The organism is Kitasatospora sp. NPDC058190 (assembly GCF_042883685.1).
Taxonomy (GTDB): domain Bacteria; phylum Actinomycetota; class Actinomycetes; order Streptomycetales; family Streptomycetaceae; genus Kitasatospora.
Genome location: NZ_JBHVVI010000036.1, coordinates 25,270 through 43,922, shown reverse-complemented (window position 1 = coordinate 43,922; position 18,653 = coordinate 25,270). Strand labels below are relative to the sequence as shown.

18 protein-coding genes and 2 pseudogenes are annotated in these 18,653 nt (G+C 70.8%); 14 read left to right on the top strand and 6 right to left on the bottom strand.

Going from position 1 to position 18,653, the window contains the following annotated elements; all coding sequences use genetic code 11:
* Positions 1–3: 3 nt before the first annotated feature.
* The 10 genes and pseudogenes from ACFVWU_RS18520 to ACFVWU_RS18475 form a co-directional block, all read left to right on the top strand.
* Complete coding sequence (locus ACFVWU_RS18520; RefSeq protein ID WP_387621808.1) at positions 4–1,206, top strand: protein-L-isoaspartate O-methyltransferase; 1,203 nt, start codon at positions 4–6, stop codon at positions 1,204–1,206.
* 156 nt (positions 1,207–1,362) lie between these two features.
* Positions 1,363–3,444 (top strand): ATP-binding cassette domain-containing protein, encoded by a 2,082-nt coding sequence (locus ACFVWU_RS18515; RefSeq protein ID WP_387621805.1) that lies wholly within the window; start codon positions 1,363–1,365, stop codon positions 3,442–3,444.
* A gap of 51 nt (positions 3,445–3,495) precedes the next feature.
* Positions 3,496–4,077 carry an NUDIX domain-containing protein gene (locus ACFVWU_RS18510; protein ID WP_387621803.1) on the top strand — a complete coding sequence of 194 codons (582 nt, stop codon included), beginning with the start codon at positions 3,496–3,498 and terminating at the stop codon, positions 4,075–4,077.
* A complete protein-coding gene (locus tag ACFVWU_RS18505) occupies positions 4,074–4,763 on the top strand; it encodes an isochorismatase family protein (RefSeq protein WP_387621800.1) in 690 nt (229 codons plus the stop codon). The genes ACFVWU_RS18510 and ACFVWU_RS18505 overlap by 4 nt, the downstream gene beginning before the upstream one ends.
* Complete coding sequence (locus ACFVWU_RS18500; protein WP_387621797.1) at positions 4,760–4,915, top strand: hypothetical protein; 156 nt, start codon at positions 4,760–4,762, stop codon at positions 4,913–4,915. Before ACFVWU_RS18505 ends, ACFVWU_RS18500 begins: the two co-directional genes overlap by 4 nt.
* A gap of 3 nt (positions 4,916–4,918) precedes the next feature.
* A complete protein-coding gene (locus tag ACFVWU_RS18495) occupies positions 4,919–5,254 on the top strand; it encodes a nucleotide pyrophosphohydrolase (RefSeq protein WP_387621794.1) in 336 nt (111 codons plus the stop codon).
* Positions 5,251–7,188 (top strand): phosphotransferase, encoded by a 1,938-nt coding sequence (locus tag ACFVWU_RS18490; protein WP_387621791.1) that lies wholly within the window; start codon positions 5,251–5,253, stop codon positions 7,186–7,188. Before ACFVWU_RS18495 ends, ACFVWU_RS18490 begins: the two co-directional genes overlap by 4 nt.
* Before the next feature lie 35 nt (positions 7,189–7,223).
* On the top strand, positions 7,224–9,566 hold the full coding sequence (gene fxlM / locus ACFVWU_RS18485; RefSeq protein ID WP_387621787.1) for a methyltransferase, FxLD system: 2,343 nt from the start codon (positions 7,224–7,226) through the stop codon (positions 9,564–9,566).
* A 62-nt stretch (positions 9,567–9,628) separates the two neighbouring features.
* On the top strand, positions 9,629–10,264 hold the full coding sequence (locus ACFVWU_RS18480; RefSeq protein WP_387621784.1) for a glycosyltransferase family 2 protein: 636 nt from the start codon (positions 9,629–9,631) through the stop codon (positions 10,262–10,264).
* A pseudogene (locus tag ACFVWU_RS18475) lies at positions 10,246–10,500 on the top strand (DUF4158 domain-containing protein); the annotation flags it as partial. The gene ACFVWU_RS18480 and the pseudogene ACFVWU_RS18475, both read left to right, overlap by 19 nt.
* A 95-nt stretch (positions 10,501–10,595) precedes the next feature.
* Here the strand turns inward: ACFVWU_RS18475 and ACFVWU_RS18470 are convergent.
* On the bottom strand, positions 10,596–10,877 hold the full coding sequence (locus ACFVWU_RS18470; RefSeq protein WP_387621781.1) for a winged helix-turn-helix transcriptional regulator: 282 nt from the start codon (positions 10,875–10,877) through the stop codon (positions 10,596–10,598).
* A 173-nt stretch (positions 10,878–11,050) separates the two neighbouring features.
* Entirely contained in the window at positions 11,051–11,929 is an 879-nt protein-coding gene (locus ACFVWU_RS18465) for a helix-turn-helix transcriptional regulator (RefSeq protein ID WP_067136177.1), read from the bottom strand.
* 105 nt (positions 11,930–12,034) lie between these two features.
* Here ACFVWU_RS18465 and ACFVWU_RS18460 point away from each other — a divergent pair, with 105 nt between their 5' ends.
* From ACFVWU_RS18460 to ACFVWU_RS18450, 3 genes are all read left to right on the top strand, one after another.
* Complete coding sequence (locus ACFVWU_RS18460; protein WP_046426084.1) at positions 12,035–12,733, top strand: SDR family NAD(P)-dependent oxidoreductase; 699 nt, start codon at positions 12,035–12,037, stop codon at positions 12,731–12,733.
* 840 nt (positions 12,734–13,573) lie between these two features.
* The gene (locus tag ACFVWU_RS18455) at positions 13,574–13,912 is read left to right on the top strand and encodes a hypothetical protein (protein ID WP_387621776.1); all 339 of its coding nucleotides are present in this window, start codon (positions 13,574–13,576) and stop codon (positions 13,910–13,912) included.
* A gap of 164 nt (positions 13,913–14,076) precedes the next feature.
* Positions 14,077–14,472: a hypothetical protein gene (locus tag ACFVWU_RS18450; protein ID WP_387621773.1), complete on the top strand. Its 396-nt coding sequence runs from the start codon at positions 14,077–14,079 to the stop codon at positions 14,470–14,472.
* A 9-nt stretch (positions 14,473–14,481) separates the two neighbouring features.
* On the opposite strand, the gene ACFVWU_RS18445 is transcribed toward ACFVWU_RS18450, so the two are convergent.
* From ACFVWU_RS18445 to ACFVWU_RS18430, 4 genes and pseudogenes are all read right to left on the bottom strand, one after another.
* Positions 14,482–15,278, bottom strand: a protein-coding gene (locus tag ACFVWU_RS18445; RefSeq protein WP_387621873.1) for an IS5 family transposase whose coding sequence is annotated in 2 segments (ribosomal slippage) — positions 14,482–14,933 and positions 14,933–15,278 — 798 coding nt in all. Because the reading frame shifts where the segments join, the coding sequence is not laid out codon by codon here.
* A 44-nt stretch (positions 15,279–15,322) separates the two neighbouring features.
* Positions 15,323–15,907 (bottom strand): zinc-binding dehydrogenase, encoded by a 585-nt coding sequence (locus ACFVWU_RS18440; RefSeq protein WP_387621770.1) that lies wholly within the window; start codon positions 15,905–15,907, stop codon positions 15,323–15,325.
* Between the two features lie 255 nt (positions 15,908–16,162).
* A complete protein-coding gene (locus ACFVWU_RS18435; RefSeq protein WP_387621768.1) occupies positions 16,163–16,840 on the bottom strand; it encodes a DUF3592 domain-containing protein in 678 nt (225 codons plus the stop codon).
* Between the two features lie 148 nt (positions 16,841–16,988).
* Positions 16,989–17,198: pseudogene (locus ACFVWU_RS18430) on the bottom strand (hypothetical protein); the annotation flags it as partial.
* A gap of 554 nt (positions 17,199–17,752) precedes the next feature.
* Here ACFVWU_RS18430 and ACFVWU_RS18425 point away from each other — a divergent pair.
* Entirely contained in the window at positions 17,753–18,637 is an 885-nt protein-coding gene (locus ACFVWU_RS18425) for a hypothetical protein (RefSeq protein ID WP_387621765.1), read from the top strand.
* Positions 18,638–18,653: the final 16 nt, after the last annotated feature.

Sequence of the window (18,653 nt, the reverse complement as noted above, 5' to 3'; positions counted from 1 at the left end):
TGGGTGAGCGCTACGCCGAGAAGCACAGCACCTGACCTGTGTGCCGTCGAGGGGCCGCCCGCGCCCGCGGACGCCACCACCGTCGACCCAGTACCCAGCGGTTTCGCGCTCGCTTTGGCCGCGGAGCCCGGGGTCCACGACCCGGCGGTCGTCGCGGCGATGGCCGCCGTGCCGCGCCACCACCTCATCCCGCGTGCCTACCTACCGCTGGGCGAGGAGCGGCCGACGGAGCGCTGGCGGCTGCTGGACGCCGACGGGGACCGGGCCGCGTACCGGGCGCTCGTCCACTCCATGGATCAGGTGGTCGTCCAACTCGCCGACCAGCCGGCCGCCGAGCACACGGTTGGCGGCGTCTACACCGGCCGGCCCCGCGCCCAGAGCTCCGGCGCCGGGCTCCTTGCCCGCACCCTGCAGGACCTGAAGGTCTCCGCAGGCGACCGGTTCCTCGAACTGGGGGCGTGCACGGGCTACCTGTCCGCGGCCGCCCACCGCCTGACCGGGCGCCAGGTCACCGGCGTCGAGTGCGACCGCGACCTGGTGCGCCAGGCCACGCCCAGGCTCCGGGAGATCGGCGCCGACGTGCGGCTGCTGGCCCGCGACGCACTGCGCGGCCTGCCCGACGGCACCTGGGACAAGATCGCCGCCGGTTTCGCCGTGCCCGCCGTCCCGGCCGGCTGGCTGCGCCGTCTGGCGCCGGGCGGTCTGCTGCGCACGACCATCAACCCCGGCGCGCCCGGCTGGCACGCCACCGCCCTCGTCGAACATGACAGGGGCGGTGCTTTCTCGGGCACGCTGACCGCCGACCTGTGGGGGCACGTCCCGGCCCGAGGCTCCGGCTGGCTGCCGGTACCCGGGCAATGCTCAGTCGGCGTCGCCACGCGCACGGCCGTCCTGGCGCCGCCCCCGCACACCGAGCGCGGCTTCTGGGTCGCGGTCGGCCACCTGCTGCCCGGGGTGCGCCGCTTCTGGAGCCCGGCCGGAGGTGAGGATGTGGTGCTCGTGGGCACCGACGGGTCGCGCGCCCACATCGCCCCGGACGGCGCCACCGTCACCGAGTGGGGCCCGCGCGCCCTGTGGCAACTCGCCGAGGACGTCCACGAGCGCTGGGCCGCTGCCGGCCGGCCGGACGCCTACCGGTTGGAGCTGACCGACCAGGAGCAGCGCGTCATCGGCGGCCCGGGCCTGAACTGGGTGCTGCCGCTGTGATCGTGGCCTCGCCGGCGCACCGCGGGTGTTCCGTGATCGCCTCGCCGCCGAGCCGGTGTGACGCGGCCGGAGGAGGCCGGTGTGCCCGGCCGCCGCCCGGGTCGGCGGGTGCCCCGCTGTCTTGCCCGTGCCCTTCGACGAGTTCTGGAGCGCCCAGTGATCTGGCCACGCCGCAAGCCCCGACCCGACATCCAGCCCTCGGCCAGCGAACTCCGCTTGTTCGGGGCCAGGTTCGGCTACGACTTCGGGTTCACCCGGCACGAGAGCGCCGCCGCTGACGCCACGCTGCGCCGCGTCGCCCGGCAGATCCCGGCCATGCTGGTCCTTGCCTGGCGTCTGGCCTGGCGGGCCGACCGGCGGGCCCTGGTCGGCGTGGTGTGCGCCGAGGTCGGCCGCGCAGCCTTCGCCGCGGTTGCGCTGGTGGCGACCAACCGGGTGCTGGCCGAGCTGCTGGCCGGCGCTACCGTCACGCGGAGTCTGCACCGCGCGCTGGTTCCGCTGCTGGTCGCGGGTGCGGCGACCGGCGCGGCGAGTTGGCTGTCGTCGGCCTCCACGTGGGCGGCGGCGGTCCTGGAGCCCCAGGTCGAGCGGATCACCACCCTGACGCTGCTGCGGCACGCCGACTCGGTCGAGCTCGCCGCCCTGGAGGACGCGGAGTTCGCGCGGACCCTGGAGAGTGCGCGGTTCGGTGCGGACTCGGTGCGGCGCCTGATCAGCGAGGCCGTTTCCGTGCTGGGTGCCGTGCTGACCATGACGGCGACCGCCGGGGTGATCCTGTCCCTGAACGTGGCACTGCTGCCGATGCTGGTGCTGATCGCGCTGCCCCGGGCCTGGGGTGCGGTGCGCACCGCCCGGCGCCGGCACGCCTCGGTGATGGCCTGGCTCCAGCACGCCCGCGCCTCCAACTTGATCTGTCAGCAGGTCACCGCCCCGCAGAACGCAGCCGAGTTGCGGGTGCACGGGGTGGGCCGGTGGCTGCTGGAGTGCTACGAGGAGATGGCGCGCACCTCCGAGCGGGAGCGTCGGCGTCTGGCCGGGGCCGCGGCCGCGACCTCGGCCGGCGCCTCCGCGGCGTCCGGCGCCGCCTCGCTGGCCACCTTCGCGCTCCTGGGCTGGCTCGTGCTCTCCCACCGGCTGCCGATGGCCGGCGCGGTCACCGTCATCGTCGGCATCCGCAGCGGTGCGGCGACCGTTGGAACGCTGCTGACCGGCGTGAACCGCATGTTCGAGGAGTCGCTGTACGTACGGGACCTCGAGCGGCTCGGTACGGCCGCCGGCGAGCGGGCCATCCCCGCCGGGGGTGCGGACCTGCCGCAGCGGCCCGCCGAGATCCGCCTGGAGAAGGTGACGTTCACCTACCCCGGTCGCACCTCACCGTCTCTGAGCAGCGTGTCCCTGGTCATCCCACGCGGCAAGGTCGTGGCCCTGGTCGGCGTCAACGGCGCCGGCAAGAGCACCCTCGCCAAGCTCCTCGTCGGCCTCTACCAGCCCGACGAGGGCCGGATCCTGTGGGACGACGTGGACACCCGCACCGCCGACCGCCGCCAGCTGTTCGCCTCCTGCGTCCTGTTCGCCCAGGACTTCGTCCGCTGGCCCTTCACCATCCGGGCCAACACCACGGCCGGGCGCCCCGAACACGCCGAGGACGGCCAGGCCCTCCAGGGCGCGGCCGACTTCGCCGGTCTCGAACCCCTGCTGAGAGCAGCCGAACGGCTGGGACACCATGGCGGCCAAGGGCTTCACCGGCGGCGTCGAGCTGTCCGGCGGCCAGTGGCAGAGGATCGGAACCGCCCGCTCGGCCTTCCGGTTCTCCACCATCGGCCCCGGCGCGAGGCCCCCGCACCTGGTGATCGCCGACGAGCCGACCTCCGCGCTCGACCCGGCCGCCGAGATCGCCGCATTCGACCGCATCCGCTCACTGGCCGCACGCGGCATGACGGTGGTCCTGATCACCCACCGCCTGGCCGCCAGCGCCGCCGCCGACCTGATCTACGTCCTCGACGGCGGCGAGCTCGTCGAACAGGGTACCCACGACCAGCTCATGGGCAACGAGCCGGACCCGGACCGGCCCGGGCGCGGCAGCTACCGCACCGCCTACCTGCTCCAGGCCCGCCAGTACGGCAACACCCCGCTGCCTGGACAGCGCCACCCCCGTACCCCCGACCGGGCCTGACCGCCCGACAGGGTCGGCCGGCCGACAACGATGCCCGGCCCGCCCAGCCCGACCACTCGTCCTGACCGTCCCCTCCCGCTGCTCACCACCGCCCGCCACCCCGAAGGAGTCCGTCCTTGAGCCTGCCCACCGTCACCCGTCAGCCGGCCGTTCCGAAGCCGTGGCAGCACCACAGCCGCGCCACCCTGCTGGACACCGGCTCGTACCTGATCCATCGCGACACGGTGACCCAGCCCGACGGCACCGAAGGGGCCATCGAATTCCACCAGGCCCGGGTCGACGGGGCTCTGACGATCGCCCTGGACAACCAGGGCCGCATCGCCATGGTCCGCTACCGCAGCTACGTCCACGGCGAGGTCCTCACCCCGCCGGGCGGCAGCCTCGACCCGGGCGAGGACCCGCTCGACGCCGCGCGGCGCGAACTCAAGGAGGAGGCGGGCATCACGGCCACCACTTGGAGCAGGCTCGGCGAGATCGCCCTGATGACCAAGTCCACGGCCAGGCTCCACATGTTCATCGCCCGGGATCTGACGCTCGGCGAGCAGGAGCTGACCGGCGCCGAGACGGGCATGACCGTGGAGTGGTGGGCGCTGCAGGAGGCGGTGGCCGCCGCGATGGACGGCACGCTCCTGCTCTCCGGCGCCGCGGTGTCGGTCCTGATGGCCGCCAACACCATCCACTCCAAGGGGCGCGCGTGAACGCCTTCTCTCCGGCCGACGCCCCCGCCCTGCTGCACGCCTGGTCGATCCCGCAGCGCGAGTACGCCCGCCAGGAGGAGCGTCGCGGCCGCCGTCACGCATACACCCGGCTCGATCCGGCCTGCACCGCGCTGGTGGTGATCGACATGGTGCCGTTCTTCGACGGGCCGTACGCGCGCGGGGTGATCCCGCAGATCCAGGACCTGGCGGGCGCTCTGCGGGAGGCCAGCGGCCTGGTGGCCTGGGTGCTGCCGGGACCCGGTGGGCCGAGTGCGGCCCGCGAAGAGTTCTACGGCCCCGAGACCGCGGAGCTGTACCGAACCTCCGGCGGCAGCGGCCCGCTCGCCGGGCGCCTGTGGCCGCAGTTCGCCGTGGACGAAGGCCGCGACCTGCTTGTGGAGAAGGCTGCGGCCAGCGCGTTCTTCCCCGGCTTCTGCCCGCTGCCCGACCTGCTGGCCGAGCGTGGCATCGACACCGTGGTGGTGTGCGGGGTCGTCACCGACGTGTGCGTGGCCGGGTCGGCACGCGACGCCTTCACCCTGGGCCTGCGGGTGATCGTGGTAGCCGACGGCACGGCCGCCGGAAGCGACGAGGTCCACAACGCCACCTTGCGGACCCTCTACCGCTCCTTCGCCGACGTGCGCCCCACCACGGAGGTCCTCGACCTGATCCGGGCCGGCCGGTGACCCCGCCCCCGGCCCGCGGCGCGCACACCGATGCCGACAGCCGACCGGATCGCCCGGCCACGCTCTGGCGGCAGCCGATCGCCGAGATCGACGAGCTGACCGGCCCCACCCCGCCGTACATCAAGCACTACCTCCAGCTGATCGGAGACTGACGAGTGGACCTCAGCGAGATCACCAGGCGGGCCATGCGCGTCCACGGCCGCTACGACGAGCTCAACCTGGCCGAGCGCGGCCGCACCTGGTCGCGGCACGACTTCGTGCTCGGCTTCGTCGGCGACGTCGGCGACCTCGCCAAGCTCACCCAGGCCGCCGACGGCGTCCGGCCGGCTCCCCCTGGGCGCGGCCTCGGACACGAGCTGGCGGACTGCCTGTGGTCCGTCGTCGTGATCGCCGAGCTCTACGGCATCGACCTCGAAGCAGAATTCACCACCACCATGCGGCAGTTGGAGGATTCCATCACTCGCGAACCAGAGAAGGGGGCGACGCGGTGAAGCGGGTCGAGTTCGACGAGCAGGCGTACGCACAGCGGTCCCAGGCCGGGCCGTGCTTCATCTGCCGCATGCTGGCCGGTGACCCGGAATTCCGGCACGAGATCATCTACCGCGACGAGCACCACGTGGTGTTCCTGGACCGGTACCCGACCCTGCTCGGCAAGCTGCTGGTCGCCCCTGTCCGACACCGGGAGGACGTGGTCGGCGACTTCACCGACGAGGAGTCCGCCGAGCTCTGGCAGGTCGTCCACCGCGCCGGGGCGGCCCTCAAGCGGGTCGTGCCGACCGAGCGTATCCACATCCAGAGCCTCGGCTCGAAGAGCGGCAACAGCCACGTCCACATTCACGTGGCCGCGCTCCCGCCCGGCGTGCCGTACGAGGAACAACAGACGGCCGCCCTGCTGTGGGAGAGCGCCGGGCTGCTCGAGGTGCCGGCCGAGGAGACCGCCCGGATCGCCGGGCAGTTGCGGGCCGCGCTCTCGCCAGGAGAAGAGCACCCCGCAGAACTCCTCGGCGACAAGACCGCCCCAGTGCCCACGGGCCAGTCCGCGCCCACACCGCCGCGCCACCAGGAACCCGTCGACGTCCACCTCATCCTGCGCCGGGACGGCGCCGCCGGCCCCGAGGTGTTGCTCTCCCGCCGCGCCGGACAGGTCTACGCATCAGGCCTTCTGCACCTGCCCAGCGGGCACCACGACGGACCGCACGAGGACGTCGTTCAGGCACTGATCCGCGAAGCGAAAGAGGAGACCGGCGTCGGCATCGAGCCCGCCGACGTCCGCCACGCCGTCACCGTGCACCACCGAAACCCGGCCGGCGGCGCCCGGATCGGGGTCTTCTTCGAAGTCCGGCACTGGCACGGCGAACCCCGCATCATGGAGCCGGCCGTGTGCGACGCGATGGGCTGGTACCCGCTCGCCGACCTGCCGTCCCCGATGGTGGCCTACTGCCGGGCCGGACTGGACGCCTACCAGGCCGGCCGCCCGTTCGCCGTCCACTTCCAGCAGCCCGGCGACCCGATCGCCTTCGACCCCGCGGCGGACCGCCTTCGCCCGGTGCTCTCCGCCGGCGCGGCGTCAGGCGGGCCCGAGGCGAAGGTGCGGGAGTTCACCGAGCAGGCGGTCGGGCGCGTCAGCGCCTGGACGGACGCCTCCTGGGCCCGGGCGGGAAGCCGCGTGTGGCATGCCCGCGACGCCGAGGACGGCGAGTGGTTCGTGAAGGTCCACCAGGGAGACCGCTTCCACGGCCGGGAGGTGACCGCCTACCGAACCTGGGTGCCGGCTCTGGGTCCGGCCGCGCCCCGTCTGGTGGCCACCGACCCGACGCTTAGGGTCGTCGTCATCACCGCGGTACCCGGCCGTTCCCTGCACGGTGCCGTCCACCCGCCCGAGGAGCAGCGGCGGATCTTCCACCGGATCGGGGCGCTCGCGGCTGCGATCCACCACAGCGCTCCCGCGCGACCGGGTGACGGGGCGCCGACAGCGCTCGGGAAGCTGGAGCGGCACCTGGTCGGCGCCCGCGACCACCTCGTGCCCGGCGACGAGGACTACATCCGCGCCATGGCCAAAAGGGCCGAGCAGCTCCCCGCCCTCGACCTGGTGCCCACCCACGGCGACTTCCAGCTCCGCAACCTCCGGTGGGACCAGGCCACCGGCAGCCTGCATGTGATCGACTTCGAGCGCGCCGAACCGGGCCCCGCCGTACGGGACTTCGTGCGCCTTTCCGACGCCTGGGCCGACCGACCGGACCTCTACGAGGCTGTGATGGCCGGATACGGCAGGCAGCCCTCGGCGGCCGAGGAGGAGCACCTCGCCGTCCACCGAGTCCTCGACGCCGTCTCCGGCATCCAGTACGGCGCCGCCAACGGCGACCCCGAGCTCGTCGAACGAGGCCATCGCACCCTGGCCCAGCTGCGCGCCACCAACCGCCCGTGACCACCCACACCACCAACCCACCAGAGGAGCAGCACATGGCGTATGCCCTTGAGGAATGGGAGCACCACTACGCCGACGGCCAGGGGTTTCGGCCGCTGGGCGACAGCGAGCGGGCGCTGCTCGCCGAGCACACCCCCGCGCCCGAGGGCGGCGGGCGGGCGCTCGACGTCGGCTGCGGCACCGGGGAGTTGGTCGCCCATCTCGTGGGCCTTGGCTACAGGGTGGACGCCGTGGACTTCGCCGCCAGCGCGCTGGAGCGGGCCCGGGCTGAGCACGGCCACGTCGAAGGGGTGCGGTGGCTGCGGCTGGACATCGAGCGCGACGACCCGGCGCAGCTGAGCGAAGACGGCTACGACCTCATCACGTTGCGTCTGATGTACCCGTTCCTGGGCGACCGGACCCGGGTTCTGCACGCCCTCGGGGAACGGCTGCGTCCCGGCGGCGCGCTCGTGGTGATCACGCCTACGGTCGAGCACACCCCGGCCGACAAGCGGGCGATCGCCCTCGACGAGGAGGAGATCAGCCTGCTCATCACGGGGTGGGAAGAGACGCGGCGGTTGGCGGCGGACGACCTCGCGGTCCTCGTCCTGCACGGCCCCTGCCACACCGACACCAGGGCCGTCGAGAAGTGCCCTCCCACCGGCCACGCCCTCACCGGAGCCGTGGTGGTCGTCACCGACGATGCCGGCCGGGTCCTGCTGGGCCGCTCCCGCCGGAACATGTGGGAACTACCCGCCGGGAAGACCAGCGGCTCGGAGAGCTTCGAGGAAGCGGCGGTGCGGGAACTCACCGAGGAGACCGGACTGACCGCCACCGCCGCCGACGCCACCGTGGTGACCATGCTCACCGACGACAGCCACGGCGTCCCCCGGCTCAGCGCCGTCGTCCGCGTCAGCGCCTGGACCGGGCCCCTGGCGAACCCGGAAGAGCAGCTCTTCGACCGGTGGGAGTGGCACGACCTCCACGCCCTGGCCTGCCTCGGCAATATGTTCGCTCCGGCCGCGCAGGCCCTGAACGCGATCTGGCCCGGCGTCATCCCCAACCTCCCGCTGATCCACGCCCACCCGACCATCGCCGAACAACCGCCTGTGCCCGGGGAGTCCGCCGAGGCGGTCCGGCTGCGCCAGCGGATGGCCGACGCCGTCATCGCGGCCGGCTGGGCGCCCTCCGCCTCCGTCCAGGGCGCGCTGCGCACGGTGCCCCGCCACCGGTTCGCACCGGAGAAGGACCTCGCGACCGCCTACGACGACGACCTGGCCGTCGTCACCCGCTGGGACGAGAGCGGGCGGGCGACCAGCTCGGTGTCCGCGGCGTGGTTGCAGGCCGACATGATCGAGAAGCTCCGGCTGGAACCCGGCGCGGCCGTACTCGAAGTCGGGTCCGGAGGCTACAACGCGGAGCTGATCGCGCACGTCGTCGGCGAGGGCGGGCAGGTGGTCACCGTCGACATCGACCCGTACGTCGTGCACCGCACCCGGCGGTTCACCGCGGAGGCCGGCAGCGGGCGTGTCCTGGCCCTGCAGGGTGACGGAGCGCTCGGCGCACCCGCGCGGCATGTGCCCCGCGGCGGGTTCGACGGATGCGTGATCACCCACAACGTCTGGGACATCGCCCCCGCCTGGCCGCAGCAACTCGTCGAAGGCGCAACGCTGGTGGTTCCGCTGGAGGTTCACGGCTACACCCGGGCGATCGCGTTCGAGCGCCGCGGTGACGTACTGCACGCGACGGGCTGGACGTACTGCGGGTTCGTTCGCGACCTCGGCCAGAACGGCCGCACCACCCCGGTCGTCGACCTGGCCGACGGTGAGCTGCGGCTGCGCTTCGAGGACGGCCCGGCCGGTGACACCACAGGGCTCGAGGAGGCGCTGCGCGGCCCGCGGCACGAGGTGCGCACCGGCGTGACCGTCGCCGGCGGGGAGTCCTTCGAGACGCTGCAGCTCTACCTGGCCACCACGCTGCCCGGCTTCTGCCGCCTCGCCGGCGACCAGGACAAGGACACCGGGATCACCGCCTTCACCCGCAGCGACAACGCACCCGCCTTGCTCGGCGACGGCTGCCTGGCCTACCTCACCTACACCTGGGTGCGGGACAGCGCGACGGCGGCCGAGCGCCGGGCAGAGTTCGTCGTCCACGCCTTCGGTGAGCAGGGCCCGGCCCTCGCCGAGCAGCTCGCCGACGCCGTCCGTCTCTGGGACCGGCACGTGCGCGGCCACGGCTACCCCCAGCTGACCGTTCACCCTGTCACGACCCCGGACTGCGACCTCCCGGCCGGCCACGTCCTGGAGAAGCGGTTCAGCCGCCTGGTGTTCCCATGGCGTGGACCTGACGCTTCCCTGCCCTTGGCGGCCGGCGAGCTGGTCACGCGGAGCGCCGGATGACCGGCGACCAGCACCCCACGCCGCCGCTCGTCGGCACGAACCCAGCAGGACAGGAGAACCGGGTGACGCGCCCGATCGTCGACGTCGTCCTGCTGACCATGAACGACCGCCCCGAGGAGGAGCGCGCCTCGCAAGCCACGCCCCTCGCCCAGCGCGGTGTCGACGTGCGGATCTGCGTCGTCGGCAACGGCTGCACATCGGACGTCGTCCCGGCGGGCGCCCTGACCGTCGTCCTGGCCGAGAACCTCGGCATCCCCGGCGGCCGCATCGAAGGAGCCCACGCCCTCGCCGAGCTCGACCCGCCCGCCGACTACCTGTTCTTCCTGGACAACGACGCCTCCTTCCCCCAGCCGGACGTTCTCGCCCGACTCGTCACCGAGGCCGGGCAGCACCCCGAAGCCGCCTACGTGCAACCGCGCCTGACCGGCCCGGACGACACCACCACCCCGCGGCGCTGGGTACCCCGGCTGCGCGTCGGAGACCCGGGCCGCCCCGGCACCATCACCAGCATGACCGAGGGCGTCGTCCTCATCCGCCGCGACGTCTTCGACCAGGTCGGCGGGTGGCGCGAGGGCTTGTTCCTGTACCACGAGGGCTTCGACCTCAGCTGGAGAATCTGGGACCGGGGGTTCGGCGAAACGCCTCCGGCCCTGGTCCGGGGCTGGCTACGGTCCGGCTCGTGCCGGTGGAATTTCTGAGTGATGAGCAGGCCGAGGCGTACGGAACGTTCGCCGAGGAGCCGACGAGGCCCGAGCTGGAGCGGTTCTTCTTCCTGGACGATGTGGACCGGGACCTGATCGCCCTGCGGCGGACGGAGCATCACCGGCTCGGGTTCGCGCTCCAGATGTGCACGGTGCGGTACGTCGGCCTGTTCCTGGAGGACCCGCTCGCGGTGCCGTGGCCGGTGATCGAGCACCTGGCCGTGCAGCTCGGCAGTGCGGTGATCCGTTCCAGCAACTCAGGATCCATGCACCGGATCGCAGAAGGCCGTCCAGCCGCAGCGAGCAAGAACCGGGGAGCTGACGAGGTTCAGGCCGTGTTCAACGGGTCTGACGTTTGACCAAGGGCGCCCCGTCGCGCTGTGCCTCGCTCCCACATGCTGCGCGCCACTGGTTCCAGCGCCCGGCCCTGGCTGGTCAGAATGTAGCGGACACACGGAGGCCGGCCCGGGGTGCGGTGACGCTCGATGACGCCCGCACTGGTCAACTGGGTCCGCCTGTCCGAGAGAGCGGGCAGGGCGGCGGACAGTTCGGAGTATGTGGTCTGACCGCGGCGTAGGAACTCGCGGACTACCAGCGGCGCACCGACCACCCAGCGCGGCGAGTGTGATGTCAACAGGGCACCGCGGTTCGTGGCCAGGCGGAACGAGGGCGCTGTCCGGGCAGTCCGCCAGCGGGCCGTCCTGATCACCCGTCGGTGCGTGTCCAACGGTTTGGTGCGTCACGAAAACCGTGAGCCGTCGGTCGGCCGATGGGCGGGGCGGATCAGTTGCGCGTGCCGGCCGGTGGGCCGACGACGGTGGTGAGCTGGAGTTTGGTCTCGTCCTCACTGCCCGGCGCGGCGGTCATGATGACAATCTTGAGCTCCGTGTCGCCGTCGGTCAGGACATCGCAGTCCACCGTGACCGGGCCCACCGACGGGTGATCGACCCTCTTGTGGACCTCGCGGTTCGCGGTCACCTCTCCCGTCGCCCACAGCTCGGCGAACCTCTCGTTGCCTGCGTTCAGGTCGCGGACCAGCGCGGCCAGGCGGCTGTCCCGGGGGAAGCGGCCGGTGGCGCGGCGCAGATCGGAGACGAGGGCGGCGTCGGCGGTGTCGGGGTCCGTCTCGGTGACCGGCCACAGCGCGAGGGGGGTGTGATCGACGTCCACCGGGAACCTGTCGCGGGCGAAGTTGCGCATCCGCGGCGGCGAGGCCAAGGGGTCTCCCAGCAGGGCGGCCCACCCGTGGTTCCACCACACCAGTTGCCAGTCCGCCGCGAACACGGCCACCGGTACGTCTCCGAGGCGGACGAGCACCCGTTGCATACCGGGCGGGAGATGGTCGCAGATCGTGCCGTCCGCCGGCGGCACGATCTGGGCCAGCCGGTAGAGGTGGTCCCGCTCGGCGGTGGACAGTTGGAGAGCGCGCGCCAGGGACGCCACCACCGACGCCGAGGGTGTCGTGGCCCGCCCCTGCTCCAGGCGCACGACGTAGTCGACCGACACTCCGGCCAGGTCGGCCAGTTCCTCGCGCCGCAGCCCGACAGCCCGGCGCTTGCGGACGACCGGCAGCCCAGCGGCTGACGGGGGCAGCCGGTTCCGCCACGTGCGGATCATCGCGCCCAGTCCAGCTCCGGGGGGTGTCGTCGTCATGCTCTCCATCCTCCCGCGTCCCTGATCACATGCGGGGGCGCGAGGGTGGTACTGGTCTTCCCACCGTCGAAGCGTCCCTGGTCCGGCTCCCTCGTCAAGGCAACTATCGAAGGCATGACGATCACTTTCATCACCGGAGCCAACAAGGGCATCGGCCGCGAGACCGCCCGCCGCCTCATCGCGTGCGGTCACACCGTTCTCCTGGGAGCCCGCGACCGTGAGCGGGGTGAGGAGGCAGCCGCCGCGCTGGGCGCACGCTTCGTCCCCGTCGACGTGACCGACGACGCGTCCGTGGCCGCCGCCGCCGCGGACGTCGCCGAGCACGAGGGCAGGATCGATGTCCTGATCAACAACGCGGGGGTCCAGGGTCCCTTCGGTGATCCCGGCGACCTCACCGCCGCCGACGCCCGCGCCGTCCTCGACGTCAACGTCATCGGCGTGGTCCGCACCACCACCGCGTTCCTGCCGCTGCTGCGCCGTTCGGACGACCCCGTGATCATCAACGTCAGCAGCGGCATGGGCTCCCTCGCCTTCACCCACGACCCCGGCCGGTCCGAGTCGCACGTCGTCGTGCCGCTGTACGCCTCCTCGAAGGCGGCGCTGACGATGTTGACCACGCAGTACGCCAAAGGGCTCAAGGGCATTCGCGTCAACGCCGCCGACCCCGGCTACACCGCGACCGACATAAACGGTCACAGCGGCTCCCAGACCGTCACCGAGGGCACGGACGCGATCGTCGCCCTCGCCACCGAGGGGCCCGGTGCCGGCACCGGACGCTTCATCGACCGCCATGGCGAGATCGCCTGGTCCTGAGACCGGCGGTGGCGGTCACCGGCCCTGAAGAACAGAACGGGCAGAACATCGAGACCGGTCCCGGACAGGAGAACCGCTGCCGCTGCTGGCGTCGGCGGAACCTCCGGCCGAGGTGATCAGGACGTACGAGCCGGGGCCCGGCACGTCGAGACGGTAGCCGCCGTCGGGCCCGGTGACCGCGCGGTCCAGACGGCGTTCCACATCTCCGCCGCCTTCTTGGTGATCGCCGCCCTCGTCGCCACAGCAACCCGGCCACCGGGCCGGCCGGACACGTCGTGATGTTCGACCACTGGGTCGACAGCAGCCACACCAGCTACTGGGGCTTCGAGAACACCGACAGTGGCAACGCCGGCTACCACCAGATCCCCTACCCCTACTGGTCCCGGCGCGGGCACCTTCTACCCCCAGCACTACTCCAACCTGACCCAGTCGCCGGTCAGTTCCTCGACGCACATCTACGCACTGGCACCGGACAGGAGCGCCGTGTCGGAGTACAACGGCAGCGGGACGGGGGCCCGGTGCCTGGACCGTCATAGGAGGTGCCGCAGTCAACCTCTACGCCGGTGACGCGGGTCTGTTCGCGACGAATCCGAACGACGGCAGCACCCCACGGGCGTCGCGATGGCGGTGCGCTGGGCCGGCGGCCACTGGCCGATCGCGTGGCCGCCGATCGAGGTTCGCGGGGCCCATCGGCTGTCCGGACTCGCGCCTACCAGTGCTTGACTCCCGTGATGTGCAGGCCCTCCGCGGGGTCGTCCCCGAGTTCGACGCGGCCCCGGGGTTCACGACCTTCCTGGGACTCGTTGAAGGGAACTCGGCGGGAGATGCATCATCGATCCAGTGGTGCGATGGTGGAACTGTGGGCGTTGTGGCGGTTTTAAAGTCACGACGCTTGGCTGGAAAGGTGTGATGTCAGTTCCTGCCGAGTACGAGCTGACCGATGCCCAGAAAAAGGCTCGCGATGAAGTCCTCGATGAGCTGGACGAGGTTGAGGCGCGTCTTCGGGAGGTGCAGGCGAAGGCTCGCCGGCAGCTACCGGAGAACAACGATGGCGATAGCGGGAGTAACCGCTGCTTCAGATGCGATTGCCCCATCTTCGAGATTTCCAACTCCGGGCTCTCTCCCGTGTTCTCCCGGTCCACCTGTGGCCATGGCTTTACCGACCATGACTTCTTCTAGGGGGATGCGCAGGAGGGCACTTGGAGATCATCCTGTTGGCGGATCTGCGGCGGCAGGTGAGAGCGTAGGTGATGCTGGCGATGGCGAGGAAGCGGATGCCGTCGCCCCGAGCTGGTGGAAGACGGCAAGACGCGAAAAGGCTGGCGTAGTAAGGGTGCTCGGAGGTGGCGGCCATGCCGGAAGCAATTCACTTCAATTCAATCTTCAAGTCGACCCCGGGCGAACGCCATGTGCGGGTGACGATGGATGGCGCGGTGGTCTTCGACGGCAACATGATTGACGAGGGCGAGACTCAGACGGTCGACGTCACCAAAGCGATGGAAACGCCCGCTCATGTTCAGTTGGGAATCGTCACCGATGACGGTGCCTTCCATGCCTGTCGATACTTCGATGAGAGTTGCTCGAACGGCGCTGGGCCATGCCCGTTCGAAATGGTTGTCCTGCCTCAGGCCGATCTCTTTCCTGGCAGCCCGGCCCAGTTCGACGCCGAGACCACTACCGGTCTCCCACCGTTCGGCGGTGGAGCATTCGAACTCTCGTTCAGGTCGGCGTTGCTCTAAGAGGACATCTCATTTGGGGAGTCTGCGAGTGCAGATGAGGACTGCTGCGATGCTGGCGAAGGCGGCGAAGTGGTCGGCCTTGCGTTCGTAGCGGCGGTGGAGCCGGCGGAACCCGCCGAGCCACGCGACGGTGCGCTCGATCACCCAGCGGTGTCGGCCGAGGCGGTTGGAGGTCTCGATCCCACGGCGGGCGATGCGGGCGGGGATCTGCCGGCGGCGGAGGTAGGAGCGGATGAAGCGGTGGTCGTAGGCCTTGTCGCCGTGCGGCTTGCCGGGTCTGCGCCGCCGCGGGCCGCGCCGTGAGCGGATCGGCGGGACGGCGTCGACGAGAGGGATCAGGGCCTGGCAGTCGTGGACGTTGGCTCCGGAGATCGCGAGCGAGAGGGGTAAACCGGTGCGTTCGGTGAGCAGGTGGATCTTCGACCCGTACTTGCCCCGATCGACAGGATTCGGACCTGTCAGCTCCCCTTTTTGAGGGCTCTCATGTTCACCGAGTCGACCGCGCACCTCGACCAGTCCAGCTCGCCGCGCGCGCCGAGTTCGTCCAGGACGACCCGGTGGAGCTTGGCCCACGCCCGGGCCCTGCTCCACTCGCTGAAACGCCGATGGACGGTAGGCCCGGACGGGCCGAAACACGGCGGCAGCTGGGCCCAGGTGCACCCAGAGGTGGCGACGAACACGATCGCCGCCAACACCTCCCGGTCCCCGTAGCGCCGCCGCCCACCGCCCTGCGGCCGAGTCGGCGCCTCCGGCACCACCAACTGGAACAGCTCCCACAACTCGTCCGGGACAAGGCGCTCCACGATCGTCACACCTGCAGCCTGCTCAGCCGCCCAAATGAGATGTCCTCTTAATCGGCGCCGATGGCGGGCAGGAGCAGGAGCTTCCCGCGGGCACGCCCGGTCAGGCTGATCTCAAGGGCCTTGCGCCAGTCCGCGAGGGGGAAGGTTCCGGCGACCGGCACGGTGAACCTGCCTTCGGCGGCCAGCTGTGCGAACTCGGGGAAGACGCCGAAGAGTTCGTCGTCGGCCCGCTTCGCGGGGTCTTCGTGAAAGGTGTCGCGCACCCGGATCTCCGGTGCCACGGCGAGGTCGGAGCAGGTCAGCACACGCTTGGGCTCGCCGCCGACGATCTCGACGAGTTCGGGCAGGGCACCGTTGGGCGGCGCGGTGTCGAAGGCGAGGCCGACCCGGCCGACGCCGAGGGCCTTGACCCGCTCGGCGAGGCCTTCGCCGTAGCCGACCACCGTGGCTCCGAGGTCGCGCAACTGCTCGGTGTAGGTCTCCCCGGCGGTCGCGATCACCCGCGCCCCGCGGACGAGGGCGATCTGCACGGCCGCGTAGCCGATGGTGGTTCCGGCACCGTTGACCAGGATTGTGCGGTCCGCGGCCAGGCCGAGTCGCGCGAGGTGCCAGGATGCGGTGCTCAGCGCCATCGGGAGCGCGGCGGCCCGGCCAGTAGTTGGTAGAGCTGCGGGTCAACCGGAATCAGAGAATCACTGCCACGGGTGAGCTAACTGGTGACCCTCGGTCCGGATCGCCAGTCGGTCCATGCTGAGGATGTCAACCAGGAGGCGGAGGCTGGCAGGTTCCCGGTTCCGCAGAGCTGCCCGATCGGGGGGAACCGCTCCACTCGCCTCAGGGGCGGATCGCTGCGGCGGGACTAGCGTCAGATCGGAACCATTGGCTGCCTATTTCGGCAAGCCGGTGGGCCAGCCGGGGGGCGGCCCCGCGGGGAGGTCGGTGGGCCAGCCTGGGGGCGGCCCCGTGGGCCAGCCGGCGGGCGGGGCTGTGGGGAGACCGGTGGGCCAGCCAGCGTGCGGGGCTGTGGGGAGACCGGTGGGCCAGCCAGCGTGCGGGGCGGGGATCGGGTGGGTCGTGCCTTGGTTGCCGGTTCCTGCCTGGTCTGGCCCGTCGTTCATTGCGAACCCCACGAATATGCTGAACGCGACGAACAGGGTGAGGAAGGCCAGCACGATCGCTGTCATGAGCTGTTGCTTGCGCTTCTCGCTGGGCTGGATGCCAGTGGCCCGGTCAGGGCGTCCGGCGGGGTATCGAATCACAACCCTGTCACCGCGCACGACGGTGGTAGGTCCGCCGGCCTCCTTGAACCTCCGCACCTGCCCGTCGGGGGTGGTGAACTCGTAAACGTGATGCCAGGTGCTGCTGCTGTTGCTACTTACACCGTGCTGGCTGCGGGTAGTCGTGATCGTTGTCACCACATATGCGGCGACGCACGACCCATCGGCCGTGATCCCGCTGTCCCAGGCTGCTCGCAGCCGCCGCATCCTCAGGACGACTGCCACCATCATGGCGATGCCGACGGCAGCCACCAGCCCGGGTACCGCGACAAGGAGCACGTCTGTCATAACTCTTTCCGACTCGTCCTGTTGAGCAGCCGTCTCCTTGCGGAAACACCGCTGGCAAGCTACTGGCTAGTAGGCAATTGGCGCAACCCCCATAGGACGGAACCCAATCCCCCATCTGGGGGCCGAATGTGTTGCGTGAGGTAACAGTCAGCGACGGCTCCTCGGCGGCATCCGCGCCGGCGCCCTCGCCCGGGGACAGCACCTCGCCGACACGTGAACGGGCGATGATCCACTCGTTCCACTCCCGCTCGGCCACGACCAGCTCGGCCTGGACACGGTCCGCCTCCTCCCGCAGCGCGTCCACACGACGGCGAGCGGTCAGCTCACGCTCTTCCAGCAGCCCCACAACCGACGGCATCCCCGGCCTCCACCAGAGCGACCACTCGGCACGTCACCACTCCCCGAAACCGCCGACCCCATGCCTGAACAGCGGAAACGCAACCCTCAAGCCTGGAAACAACAGCCACTCACTTGTCCTCTCACAAGGCTCTTATCCGGGCTGTCGACCATGAGCGCTGCCGGCGGGACTCGGACCCGGCCGGACCCGTGCGAGGTGTGGGGCCGGTGCCCCAAGCCGGGGAGTCCAACGAACACCTGCGGCTCTCCACCGAAGCACGCCCACAGCGCAGGACAGCGGTGATCACTACCTGACTGGGAGTCGACATGCACGAACACGGATCCTCACTTGATGCGCGCAGCGTCGGCCGCCGTACCACTCGACCCTGCCCAGCGGTACGACTGGTATCGGTCCCCGCGGTCGCCGCGGTTGCGGCACTCACCGTACTGACAGGCTGCACACCGAGCAGTTCGACCCCCGAGGCGTCACAAGCGGCCACCGCCCCATCAGGACCACCGGCGTCGCAGAAGCCCGCTCCGACGGGGGGCCAGGCGTCGCAGAAGCCCGCCTCGGGAGTGGAGAACTACCTGTACACGTCCTCCGTCGATCTCACCACTCTGGCGAAACTGATCCAGCGCCCCGACGTCCAGGGCGTACAGGTCCTGTACCGGTGGAAGATGCTGGAGCCGAGCGAGGGACAGTACGACTTCTCTCAGATCACGAAGGATCTGCAGTACCTGCAGATCCAGCACAAGAAGCTCTTCATCCAGGTGCAGGACCGATCCTTCTCACCGACACCACAGGGAATCCCGCAGTATCTGATGACCGATCCGGCGTACGACGGCGGCGCAGCGCCCCAGTACGACGACTCGGGCAAGGTCGTCGGCTGGGTCGCCGAGCAGTGGGTGCCCGCCGTCAGCAACCGGTTCCAGGCGCTGCTGAGCGCGCTCTCGAAGAGTCTCGACGGCAAGGTTGCCGGGGTCAACCTCCCCGAGACCTCGGTCACCGTGAACCCGGCGCAGGAGCAAGCCCGGTCCGGGTACACCTGTGACAAGCACGTCGACTCCGTCATCAACAACATGGTTTTCGCGCGCTCGGTGTTCAAGCAGTCACAGGTGGTTCAGTACGTGAACTTCTGGTGCGGCTCGGACGAGGCCGGCAACGAGTACCTGTCCCGGACCTTCGCGACCGCGCAGAAGGACGGCATCGGCCTCGGCGGCCCTGATGTCGTGCCGTGGAAGCCCTACGCCATGAACCACTCCGCGTATCCGTACTTCAATCAGAACAAGGGAAAACTGAGCCTGATCGCGATGGCGGTGCAGGAGCCCGACCTGCAGTACATCGACCCCAAGACAGGCAAGCTCTGCACGAAGGACGACTTCACCCGGTTCGCCACCGACTATCTCGGCGCGAACGTCATCTTCTGGGCGACGTCAGCCCCCTGGCTGCAGCAGAGCTGAGCGGCTCGGGCCGTCA